This is a genomic window from Sphingobium sp. (assembly GCF_035511395.1).
Taxonomy (GTDB): Bacteria; Pseudomonadota; Alphaproteobacteria; order Sphingomonadales; family Sphingomonadaceae; genus Sphingobium.
Genome location: NZ_DATKFP010000249.1, coordinates 1 through 12,126, shown reverse-complemented (window position 1 = coordinate 12,126; position 12,126 = coordinate 1). Strand labels below are relative to the sequence as shown.

Below are 12,126 nucleotides of genomic sequence, written 5' to 3'. Positions count from 1 at the left end.
CCATCAGCCGCTGCTTCAACAGCGACTCGTAGGACGCCTCGGTCTTGTTCATGGCCCCGGCCTTCAGCCTGCCGAGGGCCTGGAGTCGACGCTTAGCCAGCATTGACCACCTCCCTCGCCAGCTCGCGCTCGAAATGCTGGAGGACGCCCCGGAAATCGACACGCTGGTGATCCCGATCGGCGGTGGCGGCCTGTTTTCCGGCATGGCGACGGCGGCGCGGGCGATGAAGCCCGATATCCGGCTCATCGGTGTCCAGGCCGAACTCTATCCGTCCATGTATGACTTCATCAAGGGTGCGGATCTGCCCTGCGATGGCGATACGCTGGCGGAGGGTATTGCCGTCAAGCAGCCGGGCGAACTCACGCGTCGCTTCGTCGAGCGGCTGGCTGACGATGTCGTGCTGGTCAACGAACGCCGCCTGGAAGAGGCGGTGAGCCTGCTGCTCCAGATCGAGAAGACGGTGGTCGAGGGAGCAGGCGCCGCCGGCCTCGCCGCACTGCTCAGCCATCGGGAGCAGTTTGCCGGCCGTAATGTCGGCCTGATCCTGACCGGCGGCAATATCGACACGCGTCTGCTGGCGAACGTGCTGCTGCGCGATCTGGCTCGATCGGGGCGACTCGCACGCCTGCGCATCATCCTTCAGGATCGTCCCGGCGCTCTGTTCCATGTCGCCCGCATATTCGACCAGGAAGCGGTCAACATCCTCGAACTGTCGCACCAGCGCATCTTCACCAACCTGCCGGCCAAGGGGCTGAGTCTCGATGTCGAGTGCGAGACGCGGGATGGCGCGCATCTGGAACGACTGATCACGGCGCTCCGCGAGGCGGGCTATGAGGTCGCGCCGATCGAGGTCGCATAATGGGACGTGCCGCTCCCGAATATTCGTAGTAAATGCCCTTTTCAGGCGGGCAGTGGGGCGGCATAGTCCATTCATGAACCAGCAAGGATTCCGTGTCGGAAATGGGAGGGCAGCATGACGGCGGCCTTTCGATTCCCGCGCTTCTTTGTGACCAATCCCAGCCCTTGCCCTTATCTGCCCGGCAAGAGTGAGCGGAAGGTGTTCACCGAACTGAGCGGAGAGAATGCGTCCGAACTCAACGACGCCCTGGGCCGGATCGGGTTCCGTCGCAGCCAGAATGTCGCCTATCGGCCGAGCTGCGCCGATTGCACTGCCTGCGTTTCCGTCCGCGTCGTGGCCAATGAATTTGAGCCCAACGCGACTCAGCGCAAGCTGATCCGCCGCAATAACGACCTGATCGCCACGGCGTGCAAACCCTGGTCCACCGAAGAGCAGTTCGCGCTGCTCCAGCGTTATCTCAACGCCCGCCATCCCGGCGGCGGCATGACCGAGATGGACGAGATGGACTTTGCCGACATGGTCGAACAGACCCCGGTCGACAGCCATGTCATCGAATATCGCGAACCGGGCGCCGATGGACGCCAGGGCAAGCTGGTGGGCGCCTGCCTGACCGACCGGCAGGGCGATGGCCTGTCGATGATCTACAGCTTCTTCGACACCGAATTGCCGCACCGCCAGGGGCTGGGCAACTATATCATCATGGACCATATCCTGCGCGCCGCGCGCGCCGGCCTGCCCTATGTATATTTGGGATATTGGGTGAACGGATCGGCGCGGATGCAGTATAAGGTGCGCTATCGCCCGCTCGAAAAGCTCGGCCGTAATGGTTGGGTACGTTTCGATCCGGACGAGCAGGATCAGGTCTTGCGCGATGCGCCCCGACGTAACGAACCGCCTTTGCCGGTGGAATTGGCCGCAATTTTGCGGAAATAAGTCTGCATATTTCCAAATGTCGCAATATTGGCGCGACATGGACCAACTTCTTTAACTTTTTCCGATAGCTGGTTCCTTATGGGCATGATCGAGACAGTTTCATCGGATCGGGGCGGTGGACCGCTTCGCTGATCGCCGTTTTGACGAAGCGTGGCTGATCCCTGGGCAGGATCCGGCCTCGCGTGACTTATTTTCGTTCCGAAACAATCTCTTGTCATCGCGGCTGTTCGATCGGCTGGCTCCACCCCAGTTTCGGTGGATAACCGATCATCGCGGTCGCATGCTGGCATGGCGTGCCGAATCCAATCGCCCGCCGGCGCGATTCGCAGGAAGGCCGTTGGCCTTCGGCTGGCTCGCGACGTTGGATCGCGCCGATCTGCGCCAGATTCTATATACGAGCTGTCAGGACGAGCCATGGCCGCTTTCGGTACGCCTTCGGTGCATGGATGGGACGCGGCGTTGGTGCCGGGTGCGTATCAGCCGGACGCAGGCCTCAGACGGTCGACCCTTCTTCTTCGGCACGGTCGAGGATATTCATGACGTCTATGAGGCCGAGGCGAAATCGCTCGAATCCGCGCTGACGGAGAGTCGCGAACATTATCGCTGGTCGGTCGATCTCAGCCCGCAGGTTCCCTGGACGGCGGCACCAGACGGCAGCATCGAGGAGGTTGGCCCGCGCTTCGAGGATCTGACCGGCATGAAGGCCGGTGATGCGCTCGGGAACGGCTGGCTCGAAGTGCTGCACGAAGCGGATGTCGAAAGAGTGGGGCCGCTTTGGCGGGCGCATCTGGCAAGCGGCGAGCCGATCGACGTGGACTATCGTATCCGCCTCCGCGATGGAGGCTTCCGCTGGATGCGTGCGCGGGCGTCAGCGCGCCGTGATCCAACGGGCAGGATCGTTCGCTGGTATGGCACGCTGGAAGACGTGCATGATCGGTTGCTGGCCAAGCGCGATCTGGCCGACAGCGAAGAGCGGTTCCGCCTTGCGGTTCAGTCCGCACGGCTCGGCATCTGGGATTTCGATGCAACGGTCGGGACGCGCAACTGGTCACCCGAACTATGCGCCATGCTTGGCGTCGCGAGCGATGTCATCGCTACCAACAGCCTCGCGCTGTCTCTTGTGCATCCGGAAGATCGCGATCAATTGCGCGCCATGCTGGATGCTGTGGCAGCCGGTACGATACCGCCTCATTTCGAGGCGACGCTGCGTATTCATCGCGCGAATGATGGCGTTTTGCGCTGGATCAAGAGTACCGGCTGGAGCACCCGCTATGAAGCGGGACGGCCGCAGCGGATCATCGTCACCTTCCTTGACGTCACCGAGGAACACGATGCCGAGGAACGTATTCGCTGGGTGGCGACACATGATCCGATGACGCTGCTGCCCAACCGTGCCCTATGGCAGGCACGGCTGGAGGAAATGGCAGTCGATGCGATCGAGCAGCGCGCCTGCTTCGGGATGCTGCTGCTGGATATCGACGATCTCAAGCGCACGAATGATTCGCTTGGTCATGACGCGGGCGATGCGTTGCTTTGTGCCTTCGCTGCCAGGCTGGCGGCGGTCGCGCCGCCCGACGCCGTGATCGGCCGCCTGGGTGGGGATGAGTTCGGCCTGATTGCGCCGTCGCTGAACGACGGCCTGGCGCTTGAACGTTGGGGGAGCGAACTGGCCGAACAATTGCGCAAGCCCCATCTGCACCAGGGGCGCTCGCTGGACTGCGGCGTCAGCGTGGGTGCTGCCCTGTTCGGGCGGGACGCGGATCAGGCGGATGAACTGCTCAAGGCCGCCGATCTGGCGCTTTATGCGTCGAAAGCCGCCGGACGCGGACGGCTGACCCTGTTCCGTTCGAACCTGCGCGCTGAAGCCCAGCAGCGCAGTTCCATGATCCGCATGGCGCGGCAGGTGATCGCCGACGAACAGGTGATGCCCTATTATCAACCCAAGGTGGACCTGCGGAGCCGCAAGGTACTGGGTTATGAAGCGTTGCTTCGCTGGCGTCATCCGCGCATGGGCGTGCAACTGCCCGGCAGCATCGCGGCTGCCTTCGACCATGGTGAGATCGCGGTGGCACTGACGCAGCGGATGCTGGATGCGGTTTTGAGCGATATCCGCAATTTGCTTGCCGCCGGCCATGATCCGGGGCGTGTCGCGATCAATGCGTCGGCAGCCGATTTTACGCAGGCAGGCTTTGCCGATGGCGTGCTGGAGCAGCTTTGTCGCTTCGGCATTCCGGCCGGCCATATCGAAATCGAGGTGACGGAAACGGTCTTCCTCGGTCGCGGCGCGGATCAGGTGGCAAGCGCCTTGCGTCAGTTTTCGCTGGCAGGCGTGCGTGTGGCGCTGGACGATTTCGGCACTGGCTATGCCTCGCTCAGCCACCTGAAATATTATCCTGTGGACGTGCTGAAGATTGACCGCAGTTTTGTCAGCAATATCGTTGAGGACGATGGGGACGCGGCCATCGTAGACGCCATCGTCCGGCTGGGTATCAGCTTCGGCATGGAGGTGGTTGCCGAAGGTGTGGAAACCGAGGAGCAGGCGCAACTGCTGCTCAATCGGGGCTGCGTCATCGGGCAAGGCTTTCACCTTGGCCGGCCGCAGCCCTTTTCCTCAATTGCGCCGAAACGCTGAAGGCCTGAGCGCTCTTCATTCAGGGCTTCAGCCCCCGGTTATTTGCAGCGGCAGGCCGGGCGCGTCCGTCGCGCGGGCTTCCGATAGGCGACCTTCTCGGTCACATAGGTCGTGGTCGTCGTGGTAATGGCGGGCTGGACGGTCACGGTGGTCACGGTCGGGGCTGGATAGTAGTAGCCACCCGAAATATAGCCGCCCGCCGGGCCTGGCATCGGCGCGGGACCGTGGCCCCAATGCGGGCCACCGTAGGGCGGTGCGTCATAGTCCACGCCGGCGCCCCGCACATCGCCTTCGAACCGACCTTCATAAGTGCCGCTCACCTGGCGGCCATCGTCGGTGGTCCAGGTGCCGGTCCAGCGTCCGTCATATTCGTTATTGCTGGTTACAACATCGTCGTCATACCCGTAGCCGTCATCATAGCCCACGCCGGGACGACGTCGTGGTGGCGGGGCATGGCGCGGGGCATCCTCGGCCTTATCGATCGCCATGCCGGCGACCGCGCCGACACCGGCACCGATCAGCGTGCCCGCAGTCCGGTTGCCGCGTCCGGCGATGCGATTGCCCGCCACGCCGCCCACGACCGCACCGATCGCCGCGCCGCCGACGCCATCGTCGCGGCGGGACACGCCGTAGCGATCGTCATAGTCTCCATCTAGACCGTAGCCGCCTTCATAGCGACCCCAGTCGACATTGCTGCGATGATCGTACACCCGCCCATAGCGGTCGGTCATGACCGCATCGTCATAATAGCGCGACCAGCCATAGCCATAAGCCGGCGCGGGCAGGCCGTAGGCGCCATAATTGGCGATATAATAGCTGGGGCTGACCCAGTAGCGCGGCAGGACATAGCCATAGACGGGACGTCGATAGGCGGCCCAGCCGCCTGGTGCGCGCCAGCCGGCATACCAGCGACCCTGATGGCGCGGACCCCAGCGATGCGCGCCGTTCCAGCCCGTGCCGGGACGTGGCGCCTGCACGGCGGGCCGGCCGCCGGCCAGAACCGGTGCAGCCGCGCCAGCCATCATGAGGCTGGCGCCGATCAAGGCCAGAGTCGGCATCCGCATATCATGTCTCCCTGTTGCCTTAGCGCGCTCGACGTACGGGCGCGATCATCATGCTTAACACTCTGTTTAGCATGATGATCCACCTGCATCCACGCGTCCAGCCACCCTGGCCTGTCCCGAAACGGGGCGGGTGGCGGTCAAGATATCGGCAACAGGGTGGTTGACGGGGATCAGGCGATCCGGCTGGCAACTAGCGTAGCGATTGCCTCCAGGCCCTTTGCATCTTCCGCATCGAAGCGCGCGGCATAGGGGCTGTCGAGGTCGAGCACGCCGATGACCCGGCCGTCGAGGACCAGCGGCACGACGATTTCGGACGCGCTTGCTGCGTCGCAGGCGATATGGCCGGGGAAGGCATGGACGTCGGGCACAAGCTGCGTCTCGGCCGTCTGAGCTGCCGTTCCGCATACGCCGCGGCCCAGCGGGATACGGATGCAGGCGACCTTGCCCTGGAATGGGCCAAGCACCAGTTCGCCGTTCAATATACGATAGAAACCGGCCCAGTTAAGATCGGGGAGATACTGCCAGATCAGGGCCGACAGGTTCGCCATGTTGGCGACGCCATCGGCTTCATCGCGCGTCAACGCATCGGCGGCGGACAACAGGTCGGCATAAAGGGTCGCCTTGTCGGCGTCGGTCTTGGGAGCAAAGTCATACATGGCCCCGATGTAGGCCGTCGATGTGGCTCTGACCAGAGGTAGAGCGTCTGACACAGGCGAGGACGGTGATGGGGTAAATGCCGAAATCGCGGCACTGCCACCGGGGATCGATCGTCGGAATGCGCCAGCGGTGGACGGGTCCACGAGAGGCGTCATAGGCCCAGAGAATGGCCGAACCCGGCGCCTTGTTGGCAAGGTCGAGGAGCAGTCTGTTCGGATCGCCCGTTCGCTGCCATGCGGGCACCGCCACGCTGATAGCGGACCCGGCCCGGCGAAAGAAGAAACCGCCGACCGACGCGAGATGGCCGTCGGGGTCATCCAGCGCCGCCGTGGGACTGTCCCAAAGCATGAAGACGCGATCTGCGCCTTGGGCAGCAATCCATTCGGATGGCTGTTCGAAATTGAAGGCATAACGGAAATCCGCTTTGGGATTGCGGATATAGCCTGCAAGTTGCGCTGCGGCCGAACTGATCATCACGCAGAGCAATGCCGCCGCGATCAGCGGTCCGAGCCGGTCCATTCGACGAATCCAGAACGCGACCCCCGCCAGCATCGCCGGAGCGTAGGGCAGCAGGTAGCGACTAGTGAAAGAGGGTGTGATGAAGCCGACCCCCATGACCAGCAGGATTGCAAGCATTCCGCTGCCGGCCAGCGCTGTTTCGGCCGGGGTATATGGCCAACGCGCCTTTCCCCGTGCCGCTGTGGCTGCGTCATGGCAGAGACTCGGCAGCATTCCGCTCAACAGCATGACGCCGGGCCATGCCAATCCGGTCAATAGCGATGGAATCAGCCAAAGCGAGTCCGGCTTCAGCTTGTCATACCAGACGGCATCGCCGCCAGCATAACCGAGCATGAAGGGCAGGTGCCAGGCCATCCACATGGCCATGGGCAGGAGGGGCAGCAACGCCGGCCATGCGCGAACAGCTTGTGCGCGCCAGATTGCGAGATAGGCGATGCCCTGCAATCCGCAGATCACGGCAGAATGATAATGGGTCAGCACCATCAATGCCGAAATGCCGGTCCATAGAAATGCGCGACTTATGCGGGGATTGTCGATCAGGCGGAGGAAGGCGATCGCCTGCAGGGTGGCGAACAGGAACAGCAGTGCGTAGGGACGCGCCTGGGTAGCGGTATCGAAGCCTATGATCGACAGGGCTGTGAGCGCGCCCCAAAGCATTCTCACCTGCCGGTCGGGATGACCGCGCCAGATGATTACCAGTGGCGTCGCGATCGACAGAATCAGGCTGGGCAGGCGCAGCGCGAGATTGCCATCGCCAGCGATCTTCTCCCATAGCCACAGCAACGTGTAATAGGTGGGGCCGCTTAATTCGGTCAGCATCCAGGCGACGAGCCGGGCAACGCTCTGCTGTGTCGCGATCGCGGCCGAGAAAGTCTCGTCAAACCAGAGCGGGGCATCGAGGCCCGAAAAGAGGCGGCAGGCGATACCGACGGCAAGTGCCACCCAGCACAACGGAAGCCAGATGGTCGACAGGGCGCCTGATGAAATCTCGGATGATGTCGGAGCCGTGATTCCGCTATCCAGAGCGTTAGCCACGCCGCTGCCATCCTGTCCCATTCAAACTGCCCCCAGCCAGACGCTGCGTCGCTTCTAGCCAGGGAAAGCTAATAAAGGCTTTACCCTGTTTTGCCGGTCAATCGTACCGTACCTTGCCGCGACCCTGCTTCACCGAACTGCGGGCCTTCTTCGCCTCGACGCGGCGGGCCTTGGCGGCCTTGCCCGGCTTGGTGGCGATGCGCCGTGCGTCGCGTTCATGCGCCTTGACGATCATCTCCATGAGGCGATCACGCGCATCCTGGCGATTTGCCTCTTGCGTGCGGAAGCGGTTGGCCTGGATCACGATCTCGTTGGCGGAAGTCAGGCGCGATCCGGCCAGTTCCTTGATCTTGCGATAGGCATGGACCGGCAGGCCGAGCCGGAACAGGTTGACGCGCAGTTGCACCGCAGTCGCCACCTTGTTCACATTCTGGCCGCCTGGTCCGCCGCCGGTGATGAAGCGCTCCTCCAGCGCGTCATCGGGAATCTCAAATTCCGGCATCGTCCAGTATCTCAAGCCCAAAACCGGCCGCGACGAAAGTGGCGGGCAGGGGCGCGGTCGCTTCCGCCGGGGGCTTGTCGCCGCGCGGTACGCTCAGGAAGCGGCTGTGCAGCAGCATCGCACCCTCACCATTGCCATAGACCGGGTCGCCGACGATGCCGAATCCCAGGCCATGCTGGGCATGGACGCGGATCTGGTGGGTGCGGCCGGTTTCCGGGGTGAAGGCGATCAGCGCGCGGCCGTCCTTCACCGCCAGCTTGCGCCAGTGCGTCACGGCGGGCTTGCCCGCCTTGGCCGCGATCATCCGCCATCCCTGAGCGGCGGTACTGACCTTCTTGAGCGACAGTTCGATCGTGCCCTCATCCTCGGCCGGCACGCCTTCCAGCACGGCGACATAGCGCTTCGTGACCGTTCCCGCCTCGAACGCGGCGGCGAACCGCTTGTGCGCCTTGGGGTTGCGCGCCAGCAGCAGGCAACCGCTGGTGTCGCGGTCCAGCCGGTGAACCGGCAGCGGCCAGCGCTGGAAACCGAAGGTCAGCGAGGCGAGATGATTTTCCAGCGCGATCGACCCGTCGCGCGGCGCGTCCACCGGCAGGCCGGCGGGCTTGTCGAGGATCAGCGCCTCGCCATCGAGGAACAGGACATGGTCGGTAAGCAGGGCCAAGTGGAGAAATCCGATCGAAGTAAAATTGGGGGCGATTGACGCGCGCGCCGCATCCTATAGGGCTTGGCGGCGATGGATAAAAGGGGGCAACCACAGGCGCAATATCGGCTCGACTGGGTCGATGTGGCGCGCGGGATCGGTATCATCGCCGTCGTGGTCGGCCATGTCTGGACGCGCGGGCCGCTGCGCGACGCCATGTACAGTTTCCACATGTCGCTCTTCTTCCTGTTGTCGGGGCTGTTGTCGCGGCCGCATCCCATGGGCGCCTTCAGTCGGCGTCAGCTTGTCAGCCAGATGCGGCCTTATGCTGCTTTCCTGATCCTGCTGATCGTCGCCGACCAGATCATCGAGCGGGCGAAGGGGCATCTGCCGATCTTCCATCAGTGGCCGGAGGATATGGTGCCGATTCTGCTTGGCGGTTTCTGGCTGCGCGGGCCGTTCACCATCTTCTGGTTCGTGCCTTGCCTGATGATGGCGCGGATATTGTTCAACCTCGCGCTCAACCGCTGGCCGGATCCGTTCGACCGGCGATGGCCTGCTGTCCTGTTTCCGATGCTGCTCCTCGCTTATGCGCTCGGCTGTTGGACGGAGGCGTCGCCGCTGGGTCTGCTCAGCGTTCCGATGGCGTTCGTGCTGCTCTGGGTCGGAGCGATCTGGCCGCGCATGAAATGGCACAATGCCATGATTCTGCCGCTCGGCGCGCTCGCGCTGCTGGGGCTGTCAGGGGGCCTTCCCACGCTCAACATGAAGGCTGCGCATTATGGGTGGCCGCTGCTATCGATCGGCGCGGCGGTGGCGACCTCGCTCCTGATCTTCCGCCTGTCAGCCCTGATCGTTCCCCTGGCCGCGCCGGTGGCGGCGATCGGACGGGCATCGCTGGTGATCATGTATCTCCATGTCGCGATCATCCATTATCTGACGCCCTATATGGGGAAGGCGGCGCTGCTCTCGCTGGCGCTGCTGCTGCCGTTCCTCGCCTTCCACCTGATCCGGGTAACGCCCTTGCGGCGTGTCTTTCTTTAGTCAAAGGGTTGGCGGGAATGGATGGAGAGCGGCGATAACCAGCCACCGGTTCCTCAATGCAGGTGGCGCAGCTTGTCGGGGTTGCGCATGATGTAGATGGCCGTGACCTTGCCATCCTCGATGTCGAGCGCGGTCGTCTGCACCTCGCCATCGGCTTCGCGGGTGACGAAGCCGGGCAGTCCGTTGATGATGCAGGTGCGCAGCAGCGTCGACCCATATTTGCCGAACAATATCGCCAGCGCCTTGTGGACCTGCATGACCTGGCCGAAGCCGATCGCTGGCCGTACTGCCGCAGGTCGCTTGCCCCCACCGTCGCTGTGGAAGCTGACATCGGCCGCGAGCATCGCGCCCAGCGCGGTCATGTCCCCACTGCGCGAGGCTGCGAAGAAGGCGGAAGCGATCTCCATGCCGCGTGCCTTCTCCAGCCTGTAGCGCGGCCGGGCGTCGCGCACATGGGTGCGGGCGCGCGCGGCTAGCTGGCGGCAGGTGGCGGGATCGCGTCCCACCGTCGCGGCGACTTCCTCGAAGCCCAGGCCGAACACGTCATGCAACAAGAAGGCGGCGCGCTCCAGCGGAGACAGCCGTTCAAGGGCAAGCATCAGCGGCAGGGCGACGTCATCCTCTTCATCCTCTTCCTCCACCACCGGTTCTGGCAGCCACGGACCGATATAGGTCTCCCTCTGCACGCGTGCCGACTTAAGCTGGTCGAGGCAGAGCCGCGTCACCGTGCGGCGAAGAAAGGCTTCCGGCTCACGCACGTCGCTACGATCCGTGCCCATCCAGCGGATGAAGGCTTCCTGCACAACATCCTCGGCATCGGCGACCGATCCGAGCATGCGGTACGCGACGCGGATCAGGCGGGAACGCAGCGGGTCAAAGCTCGCCACCGCGTCCATCTGCGTCCCCCGCTCCATCAGGCCGCTGCCTTCATCGGCATGTCGTACCAGAGGTTGAAGCCTACCGCGATGCGGTTCCAGCCGTTGATGATGTTGATCATCAGCGTCAGCTTCACCTGCTCCTCCTCGGTGAATTCCCAGTTCAGGGCTTCCTTCGCGGCTTCATGGTTGTGGTCCTTGGCAATTTCCGTCAGCGCCTCGGTCCAGGCCAGCGCCGCGCGCTCGCGATCGGTATAGCAGGGAGCCTCGCGCCACGCGGACAGCAGGTAGATGCGCTGTTCCGTCTCGCCCTTCGCGCGCGCTTCATAAGTGTGCATGTTGATGCAGTTGGCGCAGCCATTGATCTGCGACGAACGGATCTTCACCAGTTCGATCAGGCTGGGCTCCAGGCTGTCGGCAATCGCCGTGGACAGCGCGGTCCAGCTTTTCATCAGTTGCGGCGCGGCGGCGTAGGGATTGATCTTGTCGATCATGATGCAACTCCTTGGGTTGGTATTGCAGACATGACGAGACGGCCGTGCCGGATGTGACATGGGTGGCGAATTATTTTTGGCTGCAAGAACAAAAACGCGTTTGAGGCTCTGGACAGAAGGCTCCGTTGGCCGCTAGCGGGCGCGCCCTATGTCAGTCATCACCACCATCATGAACACGGCCACGGGCCAGCCCATCCAGAAAATGAAGTTCGAACGGATGCCCAAGCCATGGGTATCGTTCAACCTTGAAAATGGCGAGTTGGTGACCGCCGACCGCGTCGTTGTCGGCAAGCCCGCACCGGGCAAGTTCATCACTCCGGTGGAAGTCTGGGTCACGCCCAAGACGCCGGGATAAACGCAAAATATTTTGGGGCCGGCGCATAGTCCCGATACACCGGCCCCGCAGCATGTGTTCAACCTTCATGCGACCCGAAGGTCGTCTTCATGCTGCTCACATTTCAGACGTCGCGCTCAGCGATCATCCGTGCAGCTTGATCGCGGTTTCGGCGATGCGGCGGCCCTGATAGCGGGCGCCGTCCAGTTCCTCTTCGCCCGGCTGGCGGCTACCGTCGCTGTCGGCGAGCGTGGTGGCGCCATAGGGCGAACCGCCCCGCACCTTGTCCACGCCCATCTGGCCGGCAAAGCCATAGTCCAGGCCGACGATGGTCATGCCGAAATGCAGCAGGTTGGTAATGATCGAGAAAAGCGTGACTTCCTGACCGCCATGCTGCGATGCGGTCGAGGTGAAGGCGCCGCCGACCTTGCCGTTGAGCGCACCGCGTGCCCGTGGCCGACAAGCCCGTGGCCGACAAGCCTGCGGCCGTGATGCCGCCTGCCGCGCGTCCAGCGGCCGGTCCGGACAAGAGCG

The 12,126-nt window shown here is 63.4% G+C and carries 12 protein-coding genes and 1 pseudogene; 5 read left to right on the top strand and 8 right to left on the bottom strand.

Annotation, left to right across the window (positions count from 1 at the left end; all coding sequences use genetic code 11):
• Positions 1-122 precede the first annotated feature (122 nt).
• From VMR39_RS17555 to VMR39_RS17545, 3 genes and pseudogenes are all read left to right on the top strand, one after another.
• Positions 123-860: pseudogene (locus VMR39_RS17555) on the top strand (pyridoxal-phosphate dependent enzyme); the annotation flags it as partial.
• A gap of 114 nt (positions 861-974) precedes the next feature.
• Positions 975-1,793, top strand: a complete 819-nt coding sequence (locus VMR39_RS17550) for an arginyltransferase (RefSeq protein WP_325417436.1) — start codon at positions 975-977, stop codon at positions 1,791-1,793.
• A gap of 115 nt (positions 1,794-1,908) precedes the next feature.
• Positions 1,909-4,425 (top strand): sensor domain-containing protein, encoded by a 2,517-nt coding sequence (locus tag VMR39_RS17545; RefSeq protein ID WP_325417434.1) that lies wholly within the window; start codon positions 1,909-1,911, stop codon positions 4,423-4,425.
• A 38-nt stretch (positions 4,426-4,463) separates the two neighbouring features.
• On the opposite strand, the gene VMR39_RS17540 is transcribed toward VMR39_RS17545, so the two are convergent.
• The 5 genes from VMR39_RS17540 to VMR39_RS17520 form a co-directional block, all read right to left on the bottom strand.
• The gene (locus VMR39_RS17540; protein WP_325417432.1) at positions 4,464-5,489 is read right to left on the bottom strand and encodes an RcnB family protein; all 1,026 of its coding nucleotides are present in this window, start codon (positions 5,487-5,489) and stop codon (positions 4,464-4,466) included.
• A gap of 170 nt (positions 5,490-5,659) precedes the next feature.
• Complete coding sequence (locus VMR39_RS17535; protein WP_325417430.1) at positions 5,660-6,145, bottom strand: GAF domain-containing protein; 486 nt, start codon at positions 6,143-6,145, stop codon at positions 5,660-5,662.
• Positions 6,138-7,700, bottom strand: coding sequence for a glycosyltransferase family 39 protein (locus tag VMR39_RS17530; protein WP_325417429.1), 1,563 nt, complete (start codon positions 7,698-7,700; stop codon positions 6,138-6,140). The genes VMR39_RS17535 and VMR39_RS17530 overlap by 8 nt, the downstream gene beginning before the upstream one ends.
• Before the next feature lie 97 nt (positions 7,701-7,797).
• Positions 7,798-8,202 (bottom strand): alternative ribosome rescue aminoacyl-tRNA hydrolase ArfB, encoded by a 405-nt coding sequence (arfB, locus tag VMR39_RS17525; RefSeq protein ID WP_325417427.1) that lies wholly within the window; start codon positions 8,200-8,202, stop codon positions 7,798-7,800.
• Positions 8,189-8,866: an RNA pseudouridine synthase gene (locus VMR39_RS17520; RefSeq protein WP_325417425.1), complete on the bottom strand. Its 678-nt coding sequence runs from the start codon at positions 8,864-8,866 to the stop codon at positions 8,189-8,191. The genes arfB and VMR39_RS17520 overlap by 14 nt, the downstream gene beginning before the upstream one ends.
• 72 nt (positions 8,867-8,938) lie before the next feature.
• On the opposite strand from VMR39_RS17520, the gene VMR39_RS17515 reads away from it, so the two are divergent.
• Complete coding sequence (locus VMR39_RS17515; RefSeq protein WP_325417423.1) at positions 8,939-9,889, top strand: acyltransferase family protein; 951 nt, start codon at positions 8,939-8,941, stop codon at positions 9,887-9,889.
• 53 nt (positions 9,890-9,942) lie between these two features.
• Here VMR39_RS17515 and VMR39_RS17510 read toward each other — a convergent pair whose 3' ends face one another.
• Both VMR39_RS17510 and VMR39_RS17505 read right to left on the bottom strand, forming a co-directional pair.
• On the bottom strand, positions 9,943-10,803 hold the full coding sequence (locus VMR39_RS17510; RefSeq protein ID WP_325417421.1) for a sigma-70 family RNA polymerase sigma factor: 861 nt from the start codon (positions 10,801-10,803) through the stop codon (positions 9,943-9,945).
• Entirely contained in the window at positions 10,803-11,258 is a 456-nt protein-coding gene (locus tag VMR39_RS17505; RefSeq protein WP_325417419.1) for a carboxymuconolactone decarboxylase family protein, read from the bottom strand. The genes VMR39_RS17510 and VMR39_RS17505 overlap by 1 nt, the downstream gene beginning before the upstream one ends.
• Positions 11,259-11,406: 148 nt before the next feature.
• Here VMR39_RS17505 and VMR39_RS17500 point away from each other — a divergent pair, with 148 nt between their 5' ends.
• Positions 11,407-11,613, top strand: a complete 207-nt coding sequence (locus VMR39_RS17500) for a hypothetical protein (protein WP_198162892.1) — start codon at positions 11,407-11,409, stop codon at positions 11,611-11,613.
• Between the two features lie 123 nt (positions 11,614-11,736).
• On the opposite strand, the gene wrbA is transcribed toward VMR39_RS17500, so the two are convergent.
• Positions 11,737-12,126, bottom strand: a 390-nt coding sequence (wrbA, locus tag VMR39_RS17495; protein ID WP_325417416.1) for an NAD(P)H:quinone oxidoreductase, incomplete at its 5' end; no start/stop codon positions are given.

Excerpts from the sequence above, each read along its gene's own strand:
- VMR39_RS17550 (WP_325417436.1), top strand. The coding sequence starts at position 975 with ATGACGGCGGCCTTTCGATTCCCGCGCTTCTTTGTGACCAATCCCAGC.
- VMR39_RS17540 (WP_325417432.1), bottom strand. The coding sequence starts at position 5,489 with ATGCGGATGCCGACTCTGGCCTTGATCGGCGCCAGCCTCATGATGGCT.
- VMR39_RS17535 (WP_325417430.1), bottom strand. The coding sequence starts at position 6,145 with ATGTATGACTTTGCTCCCAAGACCGACGCCGACAAGGCGACCCTTTAT.
- arfB (WP_325417427.1), bottom strand. The coding sequence starts at position 8,202 with ATGCCGGAATTTGAGATTCCCGATGACGCGCTGGAGGAGCGCTTCATC.
- VMR39_RS17515 (WP_325417423.1), top strand. The coding sequence starts at position 8,939 with ATGGATAAAAGGGGGCAACCACAGGCGCAATATCGGCTCGACTGGGTC.
- VMR39_RS17510 (WP_325417421.1), bottom strand. The coding sequence starts at position 10,803 with ATGGAGCGGGGGACGCAGATGGACGCGGTGGCGAGCTTTGACCCGCTG.
- VMR39_RS17505 (WP_325417419.1), bottom strand. The coding sequence starts at position 11,258 with ATGATCGACAAGATCAATCCCTACGCCGCCGCGCCGCAACTGATGAAA.
- VMR39_RS17500 (WP_198162892.1), top strand. The coding sequence starts at position 11,407 with ATGTCAGTCATCACCACCATCATGAACACGGCCACGGGCCAGCCCATC.